Origin of the sequence: Streptomyces sp. NBC_00096, from assembly GCF_045041305.1 — a bacterium.
Lineage (GTDB): Bacteria > Actinomycetota > Actinomycetes > Streptomycetales > Streptomycetaceae > Streptomyces.
The window spans coordinates 5,133,652-5,150,296 of sequence record NZ_CP108221.1 but is presented as its reverse complement, the minus strand read 5'-3'; the positions used below and the strand labels follow the sequence as shown (position 1 = coordinate 5,150,296).

The window sequence follows — 16,645 nt, the reverse complement described above, 5'->3', positions numbered from 1 at the left end:
CGGCGGGGCTGGATTTCCCGGACCGCCGGCAAAATCCAGCCCCTCCGGCGTTTGAGGAGCGGGGGTCCGGGGGCTGGCCCCCGGCAACGGCGCCGCGCCCGGTCCGGGGCTACCGCGCGGCGGGGAGGCGGAGGGCTGCCAGGACCGGGAGGTGGTCCGTCGCCGCGCGGAGGTCCGTGGAGGAGATGCCCGGCAGCCCCGCAGGGACCCCGCAGGCCAGCACCTCCACCCCCGCACTGGCGAACACCGCGTCGATCCGCCGCTCCGGCGCCACCGCCGGGAAGGTGCGTTCCCCGCCCCACGGGGCCACCGACCAGCAGTCCTGGAGGGTTCCGGCGAGCCGGCCGAAGGCAGCGCCTCCCGGGGTCTCGTTCACGTCACCGGCCGCGATCGCGTACGGCGCGTCCAGCGAGGCGACCCGCTCCAGGAGGAGCTCCGTCTGCGCCCCGCGTTCGGCCGTGTCCAGCGACAGGTGGGTGCTGACCACCCCCACCCGGGCCCCGGCGAAGCGGACCACGGCCGTCGCGAAACCCCTGCGGTGGCGCCCCGGGGTGAGCGGCAGCAGTACGTCCTCGGTCCGCTCCACGAAGGCCCGCAGGGAACACAGCAGCAGCGGACCGGCCGCCGTCGCACCGCCCGACAGGACCACCAGACCGGCCTTCCTGGCGAGCCGCGCCGCATGCTTGCGCCACCGGAAGAACAGCGGCGCCTCCTGGACGAACACCAGGTCGGGTGCGCACGCGCTGATCACCCGCGCCAGGGCGTCCTCGTCGTCGCGCAGCGAGCGGATGTTGTACGAGAGCACCCGGATCACGGCGGAACCATCGGATTCGGTACGGGAGTTCGGCAGCTCGGCGAGTTCCATACCCGGCAACATAACGAGACTGCCCGCCATACCCCAGAGGGCGCGGCGGGCAGTCTGCGGATACGGCCGGGCGGGCTCAGCCCTGGCGCGCCAGGTCCGCCGCGCCGACCAGGCCGGCCTTGCCGCCCAGCTGGGCGGCGAGCACCTGCGCGTGCGGGCGCCACGCGCCGCCGATGAGCCAGCGCTTGAAGGACTTGCGGATCGGGTCGAGGACCAGGTCGCCCTCGTCCGAGACGCCGCCGCCGACGATGAAGGCCGACGGGTCGAAGAGCGAGGCCAGGTCCGCGAGGCCGGCGCCCGCCCAGCGGGCCAGCTCGCGGAAGGAGTCGATGGCCACCAGGTCGCCGGCCCGGGCCGCCTCGCTGATGTGCTTGCCCTCGATGCCTTCGGCGGTGCCGTCGCCGAGGGAGAGCAGGATCGCCGCGTTCTCGGGGGTGGCGTTGGCGCGCTGCTTGGCGTAGCGGACGAGCGCGCGCCCGGAGGCGTACTGCTCCCAGCAGCCCTGGCTGCCGCACCCGCACAGCAGACCGTCCGGGACGACCCGGATGTGGCCGAACTCCGCGGCCACGCCGAAGCGTCCGCGCCGGAGCTTGTTGCCGATGATGATGCCGCCGCCCAGGCCGGTGCCGAGCGTGATGCAGATGACGTCCTCGTGGCCCTGGCCGGCGCCGAAGCGGTACTCGCCCCAGGCCGCGCAGTTCGCGTCGTTCTCGACGACCACGGGCAGGCCGATGCGCTGCTCGACCTTGTCCTTCAGCGGCTCGTGCCGCCAGTTGATGTTCGGCGCGAAGAGCACGGTCGCGCGCTTGTCGTCGACGTATCCGGCGGCGCCGATGCCGACGGCGTCGATGGTGTGGCTGCTGCTGACCTCGGACACGGCGGCGCAGATCGCGTCCGTCACTCCGTCCGGGGTCGGCGGGGTGGGCACCTTGTACGTCTCAAGGATGGTGCCGTCTTCGTCGACCACGCCGGCCGCGATCTTCGTGCCGCCGATGTCGACGCCGATGGTGAGTCCCATTAGTCCCTCGGTTTCCGGTCAAACCCCGCCGCCGTCAACCGTACCCGAGTGACGGGGAGGTTCAGTCGAGATCGATACGCTCGGTGGGGCCTTCGTCGCCCTCGGCACGGGGGCCCTTGCCGTGGCCCTTCCCGGGGTCCTGCCCGTCGTCCTTCCCGTAGTCCTTCCCGTAGCCCTTGCCGGGCGCGGGCTCGCCGCGCGTCCAGCGGCGCTCGTGGCCCTCGACCGCCGAGCGGTAGGCGGCGAGCAGCTCCGAGCCGGCTGCCGCGAGGTGGTCGAAGACCTCGGGGTTGCGCTCGATGACGGGTTTGGCGGCGGTCTTCGCCTGGTTGACGAACTGCCGTACGGCGCCCTGTGCGGCGACGCCGAGCAGCGGGTTGTTGAGCGCGGAGACCTTGTCGGCGACGGCCTCGAAGAGCTTGAACAGCTCCTCGGCGGCGGTCCCGGTGCCGGTGCCTGCACCGGCCCCCTGCTCGGACCTGCGGCGCTCCTTCTCGGCGGCGAGGTCCTCGGCGCAGGCCTGGGCCCAGGCGTCTTCGTCGGCGGGGGCGTCGGCGGGTCGGTCGGTGGCCTCGCTCATGGCGGACTCTCCTGCGGCGGCGGCTGGCGTGCGTACGGGCTACTTCCGACGGTACCCGAACGGCGGTACGCCCCCCAGGCCCCGCCGGCGCGGTCAGTCCGTCCGGGGCCACAGATCCGGGTCCGGGGTGAAGCGGATGCGCAGCTCGCCGTCGGTGAGGGCGGCTCCGGAGACCGTGCAGCGGCGCAGGGCGGCCGGAAGCGGAACGATCCTGCGGTACGGGCCCACCGTGAGCAGCAGCTCGTCGCCGCGCCGGACCAGGCCGAGCTCGCGCTTCTCGGCGCGGGGCAGCGGTACGCACCAGAGCAGCACCCCGTCCTCGGCGATCCGGTCCTCGACGGCCCAGTGCGGCCGGGGTGCGGTCGCCGGGGCGGTGCCGGGGGCCAGCGCCGCCAGGTCCTCGGGGCCGCGCGGGTCCCGGCCCAGGTGGGGTACGCGGAGCACCGGGAGGTCCGGCTCCGCGGCCCACCGGGCGGCGTACTCCTCCTGCTGGGCGGCGAGTCCCGCCAGCCACGGGTCGGGGGATCCGCCGGGCAGCATCCGGTTGGCGACGAGCGCCGAGACGGGCAGCCGCTGCAGGGCGAGCCCGAGCCGGCCGAGGCGCAGCGCGGCGTCGGCGGCGGGTCCCGGCTCCGCGACGAGCCGTACGGACGTGGTGGGGGCCTCCACGACGGCCTGGACGGCCGCGAGCTCCTCGTCCCAGCGGGCGGCGGCCTCGTACAGCCACTGCGCGGGCATGGGCACCCCGGCGAGCTGGGCCAGTACGGGGCGCAGGGCGCGGGCCGCCTGGCGCTCCGCGGGGAGCAGCCGGGCGAGGTAGCGGCGCAGCTGCGCGGGGAGGGCGAGGGTGGTGACGGCCTGGTGCAGCGGGGGCATGTCGACGACCAGGAGGTCGGTGCCGGGCTCGTCCGCGGCCCGCCGCAGGGCGCGGAGCAGGGCGAACTGTTCGGCGCCGGGCAGTTCGGTGATCTCGTCGGCGCCGAGGGGGCGGGCCCCGAGCAGCCCGAGGACCGCGGAGCCGCGCTCCTGGAGCGAGACGAGCTCCTGGCGGAACTCCTCGCCGGAGTCGAGGCGGGCCACGCGGAGCCGGGTTCCGGGGGCCGGTTCGACGGGGAGGCCGCCGGGGGCGCCGGGAGCGCCGGGGTCGGCGGAGAGGAGGAGCACCCGGTGGCCCTGGCTCGCGGCGGCGAGTGCGGTGGCTGCTGCGACGGTGCTTTTGCCTGCGCCGCCGGGGCCGGTGAGGAGGAGGGTGTGCATGGTGCTCCTAGCTGCGCGTTGCCGATGTGCCCTACGGGGCGAAGCCCCGGCCGTTCCCCGAGGACCAGCCCCCGGCCCCCGCGCCTCAATCGCCGACGGGGCTGAAGGACCGCCTCAAACGCCGGCGGGGCTGATTTTGGCTGACGCCGGCCGTGGCCCCCCACGCCTCAAGCGCCGACGGGGGCTACTTTGCCTCCGGCGGCGCCTCAAACGCCGGCGGGGCTGATTTTGGCTGATGCTCGCCGTACGCGCGCAGCACCACCGTGCGGCCACCGGAGCAGGCCCGCCCGCAGCCGTCACGTACGGGCCGAACGCCACCCACATCCAACCCCGCCACGGTTCAGGCCCAGGCCGACGCCACCCACATCCAGCCCCGCCGGCGTTTGAGGCGCGGGGTCTGGGGCGGAGCCCCAGGAACCCTCAGCCCGTCCGGCGTTTGAGGACCGGGTCCGGGCAGAGCCCAGGGGCCCTTCAGCCCGTCCGGCGTTTGAGGACCGGGTCCGGGCAGAGCCCGGGGAACGGGCGAAGGGCGGGTAGGGGAACTCCGCCCCGCAGGGCCCACCACCCGCACCCGACCACCGGACCCCGCGTCCGGACAGGCCCTGGCCACACCCGACCACCGGACCCCACGCCAGGACGGCCGGGGCCGCACCCGACCACCGGCCCGCGCCGGGACGGCGGTGGTCCCGGCCCCGCCCGGACAGGCCCCGACGGACGGAGTCCGGCGCAGCGGCCCGAAGCCCGGGAGGCCCGCCAGGGCCGAGCGGTGCGAGGGGCGCGTCAGGAAGGAGCGGGGCGCGTCTAGGAAGCGGTCGCTTCCACGCGCTTCTTCAGACCCGCCAGCGCACGGTCGATGATGACCTTCTCCGCCTTGCGCTTGATCATGCCGAGCATCGGGATCTTGACGTCCACCGTCAGCGAGTAGGTCACCTCGGTGCTCGCACCCCCGGCGACCGGCGCCAGGTGGTAGGACCCGTCCAGCTGCCTCAGCATCTGGGACTTGTCCAGCGTCCAGCTCACCGTGTCCGCGGCGGGCCAGGTGTACGCGAGCGTGTGGTCGTCCTTGATCGCGCCCGCGTCCAGCAGCAGGCGGACCAGCGAAGCGCGACCCTCGGGGTCGGTGGCCAGTACCTCGGCCTCCTTCACCTCGCCGGTCCACTCCGGGTAGCGGGCGAAGTCGGCGATCACGGCCATGACGTCGGCCGGGGACGCCTCGATCGTGATGCTCGAGCTGGTGTGTTCCGCCATCGCGGTCGCTCCTCCGGGGGGAGTTCGAGGAAGTGTGCGGACGGCCGTGGGCCGCCGTGTGAAGGCTATCGCGCGCCCGGGCCTCACCACTCCAGGGCCCATGGCCTTCCGGTCGCCGCGAAGTGCCCGACGTTCACGCATTCCGTGGCGCCGATCCGCATCCGCCGGGCGAGCGGCTGGTGGACGTGGCCGAAGAGCGCGTACCGGGGCCGCACCCGGCGGATCGCGGCGAGCAGGGCCCCGCTCCCCCGCTCGAAGCGCCGCGCCACCGTGTCGTAGCAGAGCTCGGGCACCTCCGGAGGGATGTGCGAGCACAGCACGTCGACCTCGCCCAGCGCCTCCACCTTGGCGGCGTACTCCTCTTCGGGGACCTCGTAGGGCGTGCGCATCGGGGAGGGCAGCCCGCCGCCGACGAAGCCGAAGACCCGGCCGCCGATCTCGGCCCGCTGACCGTCGAGCACGGTCAGGCCGGGGCCGGCGTACTCGGGCCAGAGCCCGGGGATGTCGACGTTCCCGTACGTGGCGTACGTGGGCCGGGGGAAGGCGGCGAACATCTCCGCGTACTGCCGCCGGACCGCGCCCTCGACCAGCCGTTCCCGGTCCAGCCCCTCCCACAGCCCGCGGGCGAAGTCCCTGGCCTCCTCGAACCGGCGGGCGGTGCGCAGTTCGACGATGTGGTCGGCGTTCTCGACGCCGAAGAGGTCGGGGAAGATGCCGCGCGAATGGTCGGCGTAGTCGAGGAAGAGGACCAGGTCACCGAGGCAGATCAGCGCGTCGGCGCCCTCCCCGGCCCGGGCGAGGGCCTCGGTGTTGCCGTGGACGTCGCTGACGACATGGACCCGTGTCCGACTCTTCTTGCCACCCATGCCGCCACCCTAGGGGCGCTTGGCCACCGCGACCAGGGAATCGGGCCGGGCGGCCGGACCTGCGGTTAGTACGGAGTCTCAAACGGGGTCGACTACTGTCGACAGGACACGGTCGCCGCGTGTGACCCAGGGAACATCTGGCCGGTTCCCTCTATCCGGAACCCACTACCGGTGGGTAACGTCCGGTCGGTCCACATGGTGGCGATGGCGCCCAGAGGAGCAGCAGTCTTGCGCGAGTTCAGCCTTCCGGCCCTGTACGAGGTCCCGTCGGACGGGAACCTGACGGATCTCATCCGCCGCAACGCCGCTCAGCATCCCGACACCGCCGTCATGGCGCGCAAGGTCGACGGCCAGTGGCAGGACGTCAACGCGACCCAGTTCCTCGCCGAGGTCCGGGCCGCCGCGAAGGGCCTGATCGCCTCCGGCATCAAGCCCGGCGACCGGGTCGCCCTGATCTCCCGCACCCGCTACGAGTGGGTGCTGATCGACTTCGCGATCTGGAGCGCGGGCGCCGTCACGGTCCCCGTGTACGAGACCAGCTCCCCCGAGCAGATCCAGTGGATCCTCGGCGACTCCGGCGCCGTGGCCGTCGTCGTGGAGTCCCCCGGCCACAGCGCGGCCGTGGCCGCCCTGCGCGACCGGCTGCCCGAGCTCCGCGAGGTCTGGGAGATCGAGCAGGGCGCGCTGGAGACGCTGAAGGCGGCCGGCGCGGAAATCACCGAGGCGGAGGTGGACGCGCGCAGCTCGCTGGCGAACGCAGACGACCCGGCCACCATCGTCTACACCTCCGGCACCACCGGCCGCCCCAAGGGCTGCGTGCTGACCCACCGCAGCTTCTTCGCCGAGTGCGGCAACATCGTGGCCCGGCTGCGTCCGCTCTTCCGGACCGGCGAGTGCTCCGTCCTGCTCTTCCTCCCGGCCGCGCACGTCTTCGGGCGCCTGGTGGAGGTGGCGGCCGTGCTGGCGCCGATCCGGCTGGGCTGCGTACCGGACATCAAGAACCTCACCGACGAGCTGCAGTCCTTCCGGCCCACGCTGATCCTGGGCGTGCCGCGCGTCTTCGAGAAGGTCTACAACTCGGCACGGGCCAAGGCCCAGGCCGACGGCAAGGGCAGGATCTTCGACGCGGCGGCCGAGACGGCGATCGGGTACAGCCGCGCGCTGGACCTCCCGGGCGGCCCGTCCCTCGGCCTGAAGCTCAAGCACAAGGTCTTCACGAAGCTGGTCTACAGCAAGCTGCACACGGTCCTCGGCGGGCGCGGTGAGTACGCGATCTCCGGTGGGGCGCCGCTGGGCGAGCGGCTCGGCCACTTCTTCCGCGGCATCGGCTTCACGGTGCTGGAGGGCTACGGGCTGACCGAGTCCTGTGCGGCCACGGCCTTCAACCCGTGGGACAAGACCAAGATCGGTACGGTCGGCCAGCCGCTCCCGGGCTCCGTGGTGCGCATCGCCGACGACGGCGAGGTGCTGCTGCACGGCGAGCACATCTTCAAGGAGTACTGGAACAACCCGACGGCCACCGCCGACGCGCTGACCGACGGCTGGTTCCACACCGGCGACGTCGGCACGCTCGACGAGGACGGCTACCTCGCGATCACCGGGCGCAAGAAGGAGCTCATCGTCACGGCCGGCGGCAAGAACGTGGCGCCCGCGGTGATCGAGGACCGGATCCGGGCGCACGCACTGGTCGCGGAGTGCATGGTGGTCGGCGACGCCAGGCCGTTCGTGGCCGCCCTGGTCACCATCGACGAGGAGTTCCTGGGCCGGTGGGCCGCCGAGCACGGCAAGCCGGCCGGTGTGACGGCCGCGGAGCTGCGCGAGGACGTGGACCTCATCGCCGCCGTCCAGAAGGCCGTGGACGACGGCAACGCGGCGGTTTCCAAGGCGGAATCGGTGCGGAAATTCCGCATTCTGCCCTCCCAGTTCACGGAGGAGTCGGGTCACATCACGCCTTCGCTGAAGCTGAAGCGGAATGTGGTGGCGAAGGACTTCGCGGACGAGATCGAAGCCCTCTACCGGGGCTAGGGCGCTAGCGCGGGTCTTCTGCGAGGACCCGCGCCAGGTTCCGCTCCGCGAGGGCGGTGATGGTCACGAAGGGGTTCACCCCGAGCGATCCGGGGATCAGCGAGCTGTCGGTGACGTAGAGGCCCTGGTAGCCCTTGACGCGGCCGTAGTCGTCGGTCGCGTCCCCGAGGACGCAGCCGCCCAGCGGGTGGTAGGTGAAGTTGTCGGCGAAGTTCTTGTTGTCGCCGAACAGGTCGTAACGGTAGATGGTGAAGTTGGCCCGGTTGACCCGGTCGAACAGCTTCTTGGCGGCCTGCACCGACGGGGTGTTCTGGTCCCGGGTCCACTGGAGCTTCGCCGAGTCGCTCGCCGCGTCGTAGGTGAAGCGCCCGCGCTCCGGGTTCCTGGTGATGGCCAGGTACATCGAGATCCAGTGCTCGAACCCCATCGGGAGCGGGGCGATCTCGGCGAAGACCGGGTTCGATGCGTTGTCCCAGTCGTCGATGCCCAGGGCGGGCATGGTGGCCTGGTTGGCGCCGACGGTGTCCCACAGGTGGTTGGCACGGGCGGTCATGACGTTGCCGTTGTGGCCCCAGCCGAGGCCGACCTTGTCGTTGAGGGCGGGCAGGGTGCCGGTCTCGCGGGCGCGCAGCAGGATCTCGGTGGTGCCGAGGCTGCCGGCGCCGAGGAAGAGCTGCTTGCAGCCCAGTTCGCGGACCTGGGTGACCTGGCCGGTGAGGTCGCTGGTGCGGACGGTCAGGATGTACCCGCCCGCCGGGTCCGGCCGTACGCCGACCACGCGCTGCATGGTCTCGATGGTGACGTTGCCGGTGCCGAGGGCGGCGGCGAGGTAGGTCTTGTCGACGCTCTTCTTGCCGTGGTTGTTGCCGTAGATGACCTCGCCGGCCAGCGCGGACTTGGTGGCGGTGCCCGCGGCCTCGCGCTTCATGTACTCGAAGTCGTAGACGTTGGGGACGAAGGTGGTCTTCAGACCGGCGTTCTGGGCGTGCTTGCGGGAGATCCGGGCGAAGCGGTACCACTCGGTGGACTCGAACCAGGACGGGTCGATGTCGTTGACGCCGAGCATGGCGCGGGCGCGCGGGTAGTAGGTCCCGTACATCTCGTCGGCGTCCACCCGCGGCAGGACCTCGGTGAAGTACGAGCGCTTCGGCGTGGGCGCCATGCCGCCGTTGACGAGGGAACCGCCGCCGACGCCCCGGCCCACGTACACGGACATGTCGCCGTAGTTCACCCGGTCCAGGACGCCCGGGTAGGGGCTGATGTCGCGGTTGACCACGTCCAGCCAGAGGAACTGCGCGAGCGGGGCCTCGGTGCGGTTGCGGAACCACATGGAGCGCTGGTCGGGCGCGGAGGTGGACGGGAAGACCTTCCCGTCGGACCCGGGGGTGTCCCAGAGGCGTCCCATCTCCAGGACGACGGTCCGCACTCCGGCCTGGCCGAGGCGGAGCGCGGCGACGGCGGACCCGTATCCGGAGCCGACGACGATGGCGGGGGCGTACGTGGCGGCCGCGGGCTCGGTGGCGGCCGCGGACTGCAGGCCGATGCGGGTGAAGCCGAGGGCCGCCGCGGTCGAGAGGGCGCCGAGTCCGAGCACGTGACGACGCGTCAGGTTTGGTGTCATGGCGGCATGATGGGGTGGATCCGCACATACCCCCAGAGTCGGTGCTCACACACATCTGAGTGACAGTCAGCCATGGCCGGTCCGGCCCCCTTGTGGTACCGGACGGCCCGCGCCCGGCCTCTCAGAGGAGCTCGCGCAGGCGCTCCGCGAGGAGGTCCCAGCGCCACTTCTCCTCCACCCACGCGCGGCCGCGCTCCCCCATGCGCGCGCGCAGCTCCGGGTCCTGGAGCAGGGCGAGGATCCGGTCCGCGGCCTGCGCCGGGTCGCCGCCGGGGACCACCCAGCCCGTCTCCCCGTCCAGTACCGCGTCCGGTGCTCCGCCGGAGTCGCCCGCGACCACCGGCAGCCCGGTGGCGGAGGCTTCCAGGTAGACGATGCCCAGGCCCTCCACGTCCAGCCCGCCGCGCCGGGTCCGGCAGGGCATCGCGAAGACGTCCCCGGCCCCGTAGTGGGCGGGCAGTTCGGACCACGGGACCGCGCCCGTGAAGACCACGGAGTCCGCGACCCCGGTCGAGGCGGCCAGCGCCCGCAGGTCCGCCTCGTACGGTCCGCCGCCCACGACGAGCAGCGCCGCGTCCGGCAGCGCCGCCAGGATCCGGGGCATCGCCTCGATCAGCGTGTCCTGGCCCTTGCGGGGGACCAGGCGCGATACGCACACCACCACCGGGCGGTCCGAGAGGCCCAGCCGGGCACGGACCTCGGCGCCCCCCGATCCGGGGTGGAAGGTCTTCTCGTCGACCCCGGGCGGGAGCTGCGCCATCCGCGCAGCGGCCCCGTCCGTGAGGGCCGAGGCGATCCGCGAACGCGTGTACTCCCCCAGGTAGGTCAGGGTGTCGGTGCCCTCGCCGATGCGCCGCAGCAGCTGCCGCGCGCCCGGCAGCTGCGCCCAGCCCGCCTCGTGCCCGTGCGTGGTCGCCACGATCCGCCGGGCACCGGCCCGGCGCAGCGCCGGGCCCATCAGGCCGAGCGGGGCCGCCGCCCCGAACCACACCGACTCGCAGCCGTGTTCGCGCAGCAGGCCCACCGCCCGCCGGGTCACCCGCGGGGTCGGCAGCAGCATCGTCGTCCGGTCGCGGACCACCTGGAAGGGCTGCTCCGCGTCGAAGGCGGCGGTGGCCGCGCGGGCCTCTGCCGAGTGCTTCCAGGTGGAGGCGTAGACGACGACCCGGTCGGGGTCCAGGCGCAGCGCCATGTTGTGCAGGAAGGCCTGGATGCCTCCCGGTCGCGGCGGGAAGTCATTGGTCACGATCAGCGTCTTGTGCATCGCTTCGCGACCCTACCGGAGCGGCACCCTGCGGACCCTTGGCAGGGCCCGGGCCCTGCGGGGCGGGGACGGCGGGAGCCGGGCCCTGCACGGCGGGAACGGCCAGAGCCGGGGGCTGCACCCGAGGCCCCTGGGGCTCCGCCCCGGACCCCGCTCCTCAAACGCCGGAGGGGCTGGAATTGCCCGCCGCGGCGACCGCGTCCGGGCTGGGAGAATCCAGCCGCTCCGGCGTTTGAGGAGCGGGGGTCCGGGGGCTGGCCCCGGCAGCGGCGCCGCGCCGATAGGGGGCGTCGCGCCGCGAACCGGCTCCGGGTCAGCGGAAGTCCCGGCTGAGTTCCTGCTGCCAGGCCCTCGTCAGGCCGGCCGGGTCCGTGTTCAGGGTCGCCGCGACCGCCGCCGGCAGGGACTCCCGGCCGGCCCGCTCGTAGAGGGAGACCAGCGCCGCCTCGCCCCAGCGGCTCGCGATGAGCCTGCAGGCCAGCCAGGAGCCTTCGTAGGCCCGCGTCAGCGCCTCCGCGTCCCCGCCGAAGGCGAAGGCCCCGTCGGCGGGGAGCGCGCCCGGCAGGTCGCCCCCGCGCACCGCCCGCGCGAGCGCCGGCGCGGCCTCGGCCGGGGTGCGGCCGCTGCCGCGGTACGCCGCCCAGTCCGCGAAGCCCTCGGAGAGCCACAGGGGGGTCTTGGCGGTGGTCGCCGCCCGGGTGGCGACGTGGGTGGTCTCGTGGGTCAGGATCACCTGGCGGCCCTCCGCGGAGAGCTGCCCGTACCCCTCCGGGTTGACGACGACCCGGTCCGCGGGGGCGGGGCCCCCGCCGGTCCGCCCGGTGGTGACGGCGCCCAGGCCGCGGTACTCGCCGGCGGGCCGCCCCAGCAGCGCCGCCATCGCGTCCAGCGAGCCGGGGACCAGCACCACGACCTTGCCCGCCCACGGGCCCGGCCAGGCGGCGCTCGCGGCGGGTACCGCCCGGTCGGCCTCGGCGGCGATGGCGGACAGCGCCCCGGTGCTCTGGCCCTCGCCCCCGAGCACCAGGCTGTGGGCCCCGCGTTCCACCGTCACCGGACCCTGGTCCCACAGCTGCGGCGGGGCCCCGGGGGCGGGCCGGTCGGCCACCACCCCCCAGGTCCCGCCGCCGGTCCCGCCGTCGCGGGCGAGCTCCACCTCACGGGCGGATCCGGCCGGGGCCGCGTCGTAGCCGGTGAGCCGGTAGCGCAGCTCGGCGCGCGCGAAGGCCCGTACGCCCTCCGCGCGGACCGAGGAGACCTGGTAGGACCAGGCCTCCAGCGGGATCGCGGCGAGGGCCCCGGGCGGGGCCGCCGACCAGGCCGCGACGGCCTGCCGGACCTCCCGCTCGGTGGCGCTCACCGGGCGGGACCCGGAGCCGGTGGCGGAGCCGGAGTCGCACGCGGCGAGCGGCCCGCACAGCAGCACCAGCGGCAGTACGCGCAGGAGGAGCCGGCGCGGACCGCGCGGACCGCTGAAACGACGGGGACGGCGGAGACGGCGGAGACGGCGGAGACGGTCGATACGGCCCAGACCCGGGAACATCACCCGATCGTACGCAGAGCAGCCCTCAGGGCCGGGTCACCGAGGACACCGGCATCATCCCGACCGGGTCGTACCGCACCCGCGCACCCGGGTACGGGGCGTGCACCACCTGGCCGTTGCCGACGTACATGCCGACGTGGCTGGCGTCCGAGCGGTAGGTCACCAGGTCGCCCGGGCGCGCCTGCGACAGCGGCACCCGCTGCCCGGCGTACCGCTGGGCCTGCGAGGTCCGCGGCAGGGCGACGCCGGCCTGGCGGTACGACCACACCATCAGCCCGGAGCAGTCGAAGCCGGAGGGGCCGGTGGAACCCCACACGTAGGGCCGTCCGACGGCGGAGCGGGCCGCCATGACGGCGGTCGCGGCGCGGCCCGAGGAGGCTCCCTGCGAGGCGGGGACCTCGGAGAGGTCGGGCAGGGCGTCGGGGCGGTCGCCGGAGCGCGAGGCCCGTTCGAAGTCGGCGCGCTCCTGGGTGGGCATCGCGTTCAGCAGCCGGCGGGCCTCGGCGAGCTTGGCGGTGACGGCGCGCTTCTCCCGGGCCACGTCGGAGCGCAGGGAGTCGAGTTCGGAGAGCTTGCGGGAGGCTTCCTGGCGCTCCTGGCCGAGCCTGCGCTGCTCGGAGCGCAGTTCGTCGAGCCGGCGGGTCTGGCGGCCGGTCAGCCGGTCGAGGGCGGCGGCCTTGGCGAGGTAGTCGTCCGGGTCGTCGGAGAGCATCAGCTCGACGGCGGGGTCGACGCCGCCGGACCGGTACTGGGCTCCGGCGTAGGCGCCGAGCACCCCGCGCATGGTGTTGATGCGGTCCTGGCCGCGGGCCACCGCGTCCTGGATCCGGCTGACTTCGGCGCGGAGCCGGCCGGCCTTCTCGCCCGCCTGGTTGAAGCGCTCGGTGGCCTGCTCGGCCTCCTCGAAGAGCTGGTCGACCTGGGCGCGGGAACCCCCGGAGGGCTCCTGCGGGAGGCCGGGGGCGGCACTCGCGGGTGCGCCCGTCATGGCGACCGCGGCTCCCGCCGCGGCGGCGGTGAGGACGGTGACCTTCGTGTTCCGGTCGAGGGCGCTGGACCCGGACCGGCGATGGGACGCCACGTGAAACCGCTCCCTTCCGCTGCGCGGGACCGGGTCCGCCCACCGTGGACGGCCGTGTGCCGGGGCTCCGCGCTGGCAGACAGTAGCCGCGCCGGAGGGCACCGGCCAACGACCTCCGGCGGGCACGCACAGTGACGCCCCACCGGAGACGCAGGTCACCGGCGGGGCGTGTGGTCACAGCGGGGGCTCGGAATTCGCCCGGATGGGCGGTGTGCGGCGCGTCCCCAGGGGGCGTCAGCCGACGCGCACTCCGAACTGGAACGGCATGTTGTTGATGGATTCGTACTTGACGCCGCCGCGCGGGTTCGAGGCGTGCAGCACCGTGTTGTTGCCCGCGTACAGGCCGACGTGGTGGAGGTCGCCGTAGAAGAACACCAGGTCGCCCGGCTGGAGCTGGCTCTTGCCGATCCGGGTGCCGTCGTTGATCTGCGTGAACGTGGTGCGCGATATGTTCACGCCGGCCTGCTTGTACGCCCACTGGGTCAGGCCCGAGCAGTCGAAGGCGTTGGGGCCCGTGGCGCTGGAGATGTACGCGCTGCCCAGCTTGGTCTGGGCGGCGGCGAGCGCCGCTCCGGCCCGGCCCGAGGGCTTCACGTTGCCGAGGTCGACGCGCTCGCCCTCGCTGCGGCTGGCGCGGGTGTCCTCGTCCTTGAGCTGCGCCCGCTCCTGGGCCGTCAGGGTGTTGAGGAGGGCCTGGGCCTCGGCGAGCTTGTCCGCGGAGGCCTTCTTCTTGTCGCCGAGCTCCTTGCGGGTGGCGTCGAGGTCGGCGAGCTTGCCGGCGGCCTCCTGGCGCTGCTGGGCGAGACCGCGCTGCTTGGCCTGGATCTTCTGGACCGCTTCGACCTGCTTGCCGCTGAGCTGCTCCAGCGTGGAGGCCTTGTCGAGGTAGTTGTCCGGGTCGGCCGAGAGGAAGAGCGCCAGGGACTGGTCGATGCCGCCCGTGCGGTACTGCGCGCTCGCCATCGAACCCAGGGTGCCGCGCAGGGTGTTGAGCTCCTCCTGGCCGCGGGCGACCTGGTCCTGGAGCTGCCCGATTTCCTTCTCGAGCTGGTCCTGGTGCTCCTTGGCCTTGCTGAACTTCTCGGTGGCCTGCTCCGCCTCTTCGTAGAGCGCGTCGACCTTGCTCTTGACCTCGTCCTTGCTCGGCTTGGCCGGCGCGGCGTTGGCGGCCTGGCCGGAGAGGGCCACGGCGGCGGCCGCGGTGACGGTGAGCACGGTCACGCGAGTGCGGGTCGGCTGCTTGGGTCGACGGTGGGACGCCACGAAGGCGAGCTCCTTCTTCCTGGAGCCGCCGAAGGAACGCAAGCTCGGCGACACCTCCGCCGCCACCCCGAATGAGTGAACTACCGCACGAAGGTTTGACTCGAGAGTAGTGACCTCGCTGTGATCAGTTCAAATCCTCCCGGGAAAAAATTCGCTCTCCGACCAGCTTCTTTACCTACAGCGCACGCTCTGTGCAGGGGACTTGACGGTACGTTCCCATGAACCCCTGCCAATTCCGGCATTGGGCCTACTAGTTACGAAACGCGCGAAAGCCGCTTCAGCAACAAAGCGGACGTAACCGGCCGCGCCCCGGCCTTGGCCACCCCGTCGGCGACCTCGCGGTCCGTGGAGACCACGACCACCGGCCGGCCCGGGGGCTCCGCGCGCACCAGCTGGCGGATCAGCTCGTCCGCCGTCACCCCGGCCTTCGAGAACAGCACCCGCACCCCGCGCGGCGGCGCGAGCAGCACCGGGGCCGCCAGCTCCGCCCCGTCGAAGACACAGGTCATCTCGGCGCCCGTCTGCGCGGCGAGCATCGACAGCCCGCCCAGCAGCCTCAGCCGCTGCTTCTCCAGCGGCATCGTCGGATAGCCGGTCTTGGTGACGTTGTAGCCGTCGACCACCAGATGGGCCTGCGGCAGCGCCAGCAGCTGGTCGAGCAGCGCCGGGTCGGTCTCCGACAGCGCGCGCGCCGCGATGTCCTTCGGGGTCATCCGGCCCGGCTCCACCGCCTCCACCGTGTCGGCGGGCCGCGTGGAGACCGGCGGCAGCGCGAGCTCCCGGCGCAGTCCCGCGGCGGCGTCCAGCACGGTGTCCAGCAGCAGCCGCAGCCGCATGTCCTCGATGCTGCGTCCCTCGCGGGTGGCCCGGCGCGAGGTCTCCAGCGCCGACTCCACCTCCGCGAGGCGGGACTTGAGCCGCCTGGACTCGCTCTCCGAGGCGGTCACCCGGGTGGCCGCCTCGGCGCGGATGCCGTCGATCTCGGCGTTGACCTTGCGCAGGGCCGCATCGCCCCGCTTGACGTCGCTGAGGGCGCTGCGCAGCTTGCGCTGAAGCGATTCCGCTTCCTTGCGCGCCGTCTCCAGCTCGGCCCGTACCTGGTCGACGCCCGCGCGCTGCAGTTCCCGTACGTGGGCCAGCTCCTCGCGGAGCCGGTCCAGCTCCCGGCGGGCCTCCTCGTCGACCCGCTCGGCGTCGGCGCGCTGCGCCTCCTCACCGGCGGCGGCGACCAGCTTGACCCAGCCGGCCGGCCGCAGGACGTACGCGGCGGCCGCCACGTCCAGCGGATCGGCGGCGGCGGGCGGGGCGCCCGACTCCAGCGCGGCGGCCAGTTCGGCCTGCGCCTCGCGGAGCTTCTCGGCGACCCGGCCCCGGAAGACGGGGTCGCTCTCCACGGCCGTCGCCATGGCGTTGCCCGCGAACTTGGCGCGCCGGGTCGGGGTGAACCGGGCGTACTGGCGCAGCTGCGCCGGAAGGTCCGCGACCGTCAGTCCGCCGAAGGCGTCCGAGACGAGCGCGACGACCCGGCGCCGCACGCCCTCCGGGAGCGGGCGGTCGAGCACCTCGGCGGCGTCGCCGGCCGCGTCGGCCGGCTCAGCGCCGCTTGCTGGCTCCACAATCCGTCACCCCTACCGTCATTCACCTGCGGGCAGGGCTCCCTCAGGAGTCCGCGCCCGGCCTGTCCACGAGCTCGATCTGGTCCACCGCGTTGCACCAGCGGCAGCGCACCGACTCGATGGTCTCATTGACCACCTCTCGCTCTTCGACCTTGGGCTCCCCGGCGAGGTCCAGGTGGACGTACTCCACGACCTTCGACGAACGGGTGACGTCGAAGCGCGTGAGGTTGCCGCACAGGGTGCAGCGCCACCGGGTGGTGTCGGTCGGCAGGGGAACCGTCATCAGGCCGCTCTCTCCTTCTATGTCGTACGGGGACAGACGCACGCGGTCGTACACAGTTGTACAAGGACATGCGTAGCTCGTAACCCTACGGCCTGCCGCACCCGCGGGTGGGCCC

General features: G+C 73.4%; 14 protein-coding genes. 1 reads left to right on the top strand and 13 read right to left on the bottom strand.

Going from position 1 to position 16,645, the window contains the following annotated elements:
- Positions 1–109: 109 nt before the first annotated feature.
- From OG904_RS22700 to OG904_RS22675, 6 genes are all read right to left on the bottom strand, one after another.
- Complete coding sequence (locus tag OG904_RS22700; protein WP_405493765.1) at positions 110–865, bottom strand: endonuclease/exonuclease/phosphatase family protein; 756 nt, start codon at positions 863–865, stop codon at positions 110–112.
- Between the two features lie 76 nt (positions 866–941).
- Complete coding sequence (locus tag OG904_RS22695; protein WP_405493763.1) at positions 942–1,883, bottom strand: ROK family glucokinase; 942 nt, start codon at positions 1,881–1,883, stop codon at positions 942–944.
- Positions 1,884–1,944: 61 nt separating this feature from the next.
- Entirely contained in the window at positions 1,945–2,463 is a 519-nt protein-coding gene (locus OG904_RS22690; protein ID WP_405493761.1) for a DUF5304 domain-containing protein, read from the bottom strand.
- Positions 2,464–2,556: 93 nt separating this feature from the next.
- On the bottom strand, positions 2,557–3,720 hold the full coding sequence (locus OG904_RS22685) for an ArsA family ATPase (RefSeq protein WP_405493759.1): 1,164 nt from the start codon (positions 3,718–3,720) through the stop codon (positions 2,557–2,559).
- An 801-nt stretch (positions 3,721–4,521) separates the two neighbouring features.
- The gene (locus OG904_RS22680; protein WP_405493757.1) at positions 4,522–4,968 is read right to left on the bottom strand and encodes an SRPBCC family protein; all 447 of its coding nucleotides are present in this window, start codon (positions 4,966–4,968) and stop codon (positions 4,522–4,524) included.
- Between the two features lie 83 nt (positions 4,969–5,051).
- Entirely contained in the window at positions 5,052–5,834 is a 783-nt protein-coding gene (locus tag OG904_RS22675; RefSeq protein WP_405493755.1) for a metallophosphoesterase, read from the bottom strand.
- A 228-nt stretch (positions 5,835–6,062) separates the two neighbouring features.
- On the opposite strand from OG904_RS22675, the gene OG904_RS22670 reads away from it, so the two are divergent.
- Positions 6,063–7,859: an AMP-dependent synthetase/ligase gene (locus OG904_RS22670; RefSeq protein ID WP_405493753.1), complete on the top strand. Its 1,797-nt coding sequence runs from the start codon at positions 6,063–6,065 to the stop codon at positions 7,857–7,859.
- 4 nt (positions 7,860–7,863) lie between these two features.
- Here OG904_RS22670 and OG904_RS22665 read toward each other — a convergent pair whose 3' ends face one another.
- The 7 genes from OG904_RS22665 to OG904_RS22635 all read right to left on the bottom strand — a co-directional run bounded on the left by OG904_RS22665 (position 7,864) and on the right by OG904_RS22635 (position 16,530).
- Positions 7,864–9,480, bottom strand: a complete 1,617-nt coding sequence (locus OG904_RS22665) for a GMC oxidoreductase (protein ID WP_405493751.1) — start codon at positions 9,478–9,480, stop codon at positions 7,864–7,866.
- A gap of 121 nt (positions 9,481–9,601) precedes the next feature.
- Positions 9,602–10,744, bottom strand: coding sequence for a glycosyltransferase family 4 protein (locus tag OG904_RS22660; RefSeq protein ID WP_405493749.1), 1,143 nt, complete (start codon positions 10,742–10,744; stop codon positions 9,602–9,604).
- A 313-nt stretch (positions 10,745–11,057) separates the two neighbouring features.
- Positions 11,058–12,287, bottom strand: coding sequence for a hypothetical protein (locus OG904_RS22655; protein ID WP_405493747.1), 1,230 nt, complete (start codon positions 12,285–12,287; stop codon positions 11,058–11,060).
- A 25-nt stretch (positions 12,288–12,312) separates the two neighbouring features.
- Positions 12,313–13,368, bottom strand: coding sequence for an NlpC/P60 family protein (locus OG904_RS22650; RefSeq protein WP_405493745.1), 1,056 nt, complete (start codon positions 13,366–13,368; stop codon positions 12,313–12,315).
- Positions 13,369–13,602: 234 nt separating this feature from the next.
- Complete coding sequence (locus OG904_RS22645) at positions 13,603–14,631, bottom strand: NlpC/P60 family protein (protein WP_405498199.1); 1,029 nt, start codon at positions 14,629–14,631, stop codon at positions 13,603–13,605.
- 254 nt (positions 14,632–14,885) lie between these two features.
- Positions 14,886–16,250, bottom strand: coding sequence for an NYN domain-containing protein (locus tag OG904_RS22640; protein ID WP_405498197.1), 1,365 nt, complete (start codon positions 16,248–16,250; stop codon positions 14,886–14,888).
- 40 nt (positions 16,251–16,290) lie between these two features.
- Positions 16,291–16,530 (bottom strand): hypothetical protein, encoded by a 240-nt coding sequence (locus OG904_RS22635; RefSeq protein WP_008738811.1) that lies wholly within the window; start codon positions 16,528–16,530, stop codon positions 16,291–16,293.
- Positions 16,531–16,645 lie beyond the last annotated feature (115 nt).

Excerpts from the sequence above, each read along its gene's own strand:
- OG904_RS22660 (WP_405493749.1), bottom strand. The coding sequence starts at position 10,744 with ATGCACAAGACGCTGATCGTGACCAATGACTTCCCGCCGCGACCGGGA.
- OG904_RS22700 (WP_405493765.1), bottom strand. The coding sequence starts at position 865 with ATGGAACTCGCCGAGCTGCCGAACTCCCGTACCGAATCCGATGGTTCC.
- OG904_RS22690 (WP_405493761.1), bottom strand. The coding sequence starts at position 2,463 with ATGAGCGAGGCCACCGACCGACCCGCCGACGCCCCCGCCGACGAAGAC.
- OG904_RS22665 (WP_405493751.1), bottom strand. The coding sequence starts at position 9,480 with ATGACACCAAACCTGACGCGTCGTCACGTGCTCGGACTCGGCGCCCTC.
- OG904_RS22685 (WP_405493759.1), bottom strand. The coding sequence starts at position 3,720 with ATGCACACCCTCCTCCTCACCGGCCCCGGCGGCGCAGGCAAAAGCACC.
- OG904_RS22675 (WP_405493755.1), bottom strand. The coding sequence starts at position 5,834 with ATGGGTGGCAAGAAGAGTCGGACACGGGTCCATGTCGTCAGCGACGTC.
- OG904_RS22655 (WP_405493747.1), bottom strand. The coding sequence starts at position 12,287 with ATGTTCCCGGGTCTGGGCCGTATCGACCGTCTCCGCCGTCTCCGCCGT.
- OG904_RS22680 (WP_405493757.1), bottom strand. The coding sequence starts at position 4,968 with ATGGCGGAACACACCAGCTCGAGCATCACGATCGAGGCGTCCCCGGCC.
- OG904_RS22695 (WP_405493763.1), bottom strand. The coding sequence starts at position 1,883 with ATGGGACTCACCATCGGCGTCGACATCGGCGGCACGAAGATCGCGGCC.
- OG904_RS22635 (WP_008738811.1), bottom strand. The coding sequence starts at position 16,530 with ATGACGGTTCCCCTGCCGACCGACACCACCCGGTGGCGCTGCACCCTG.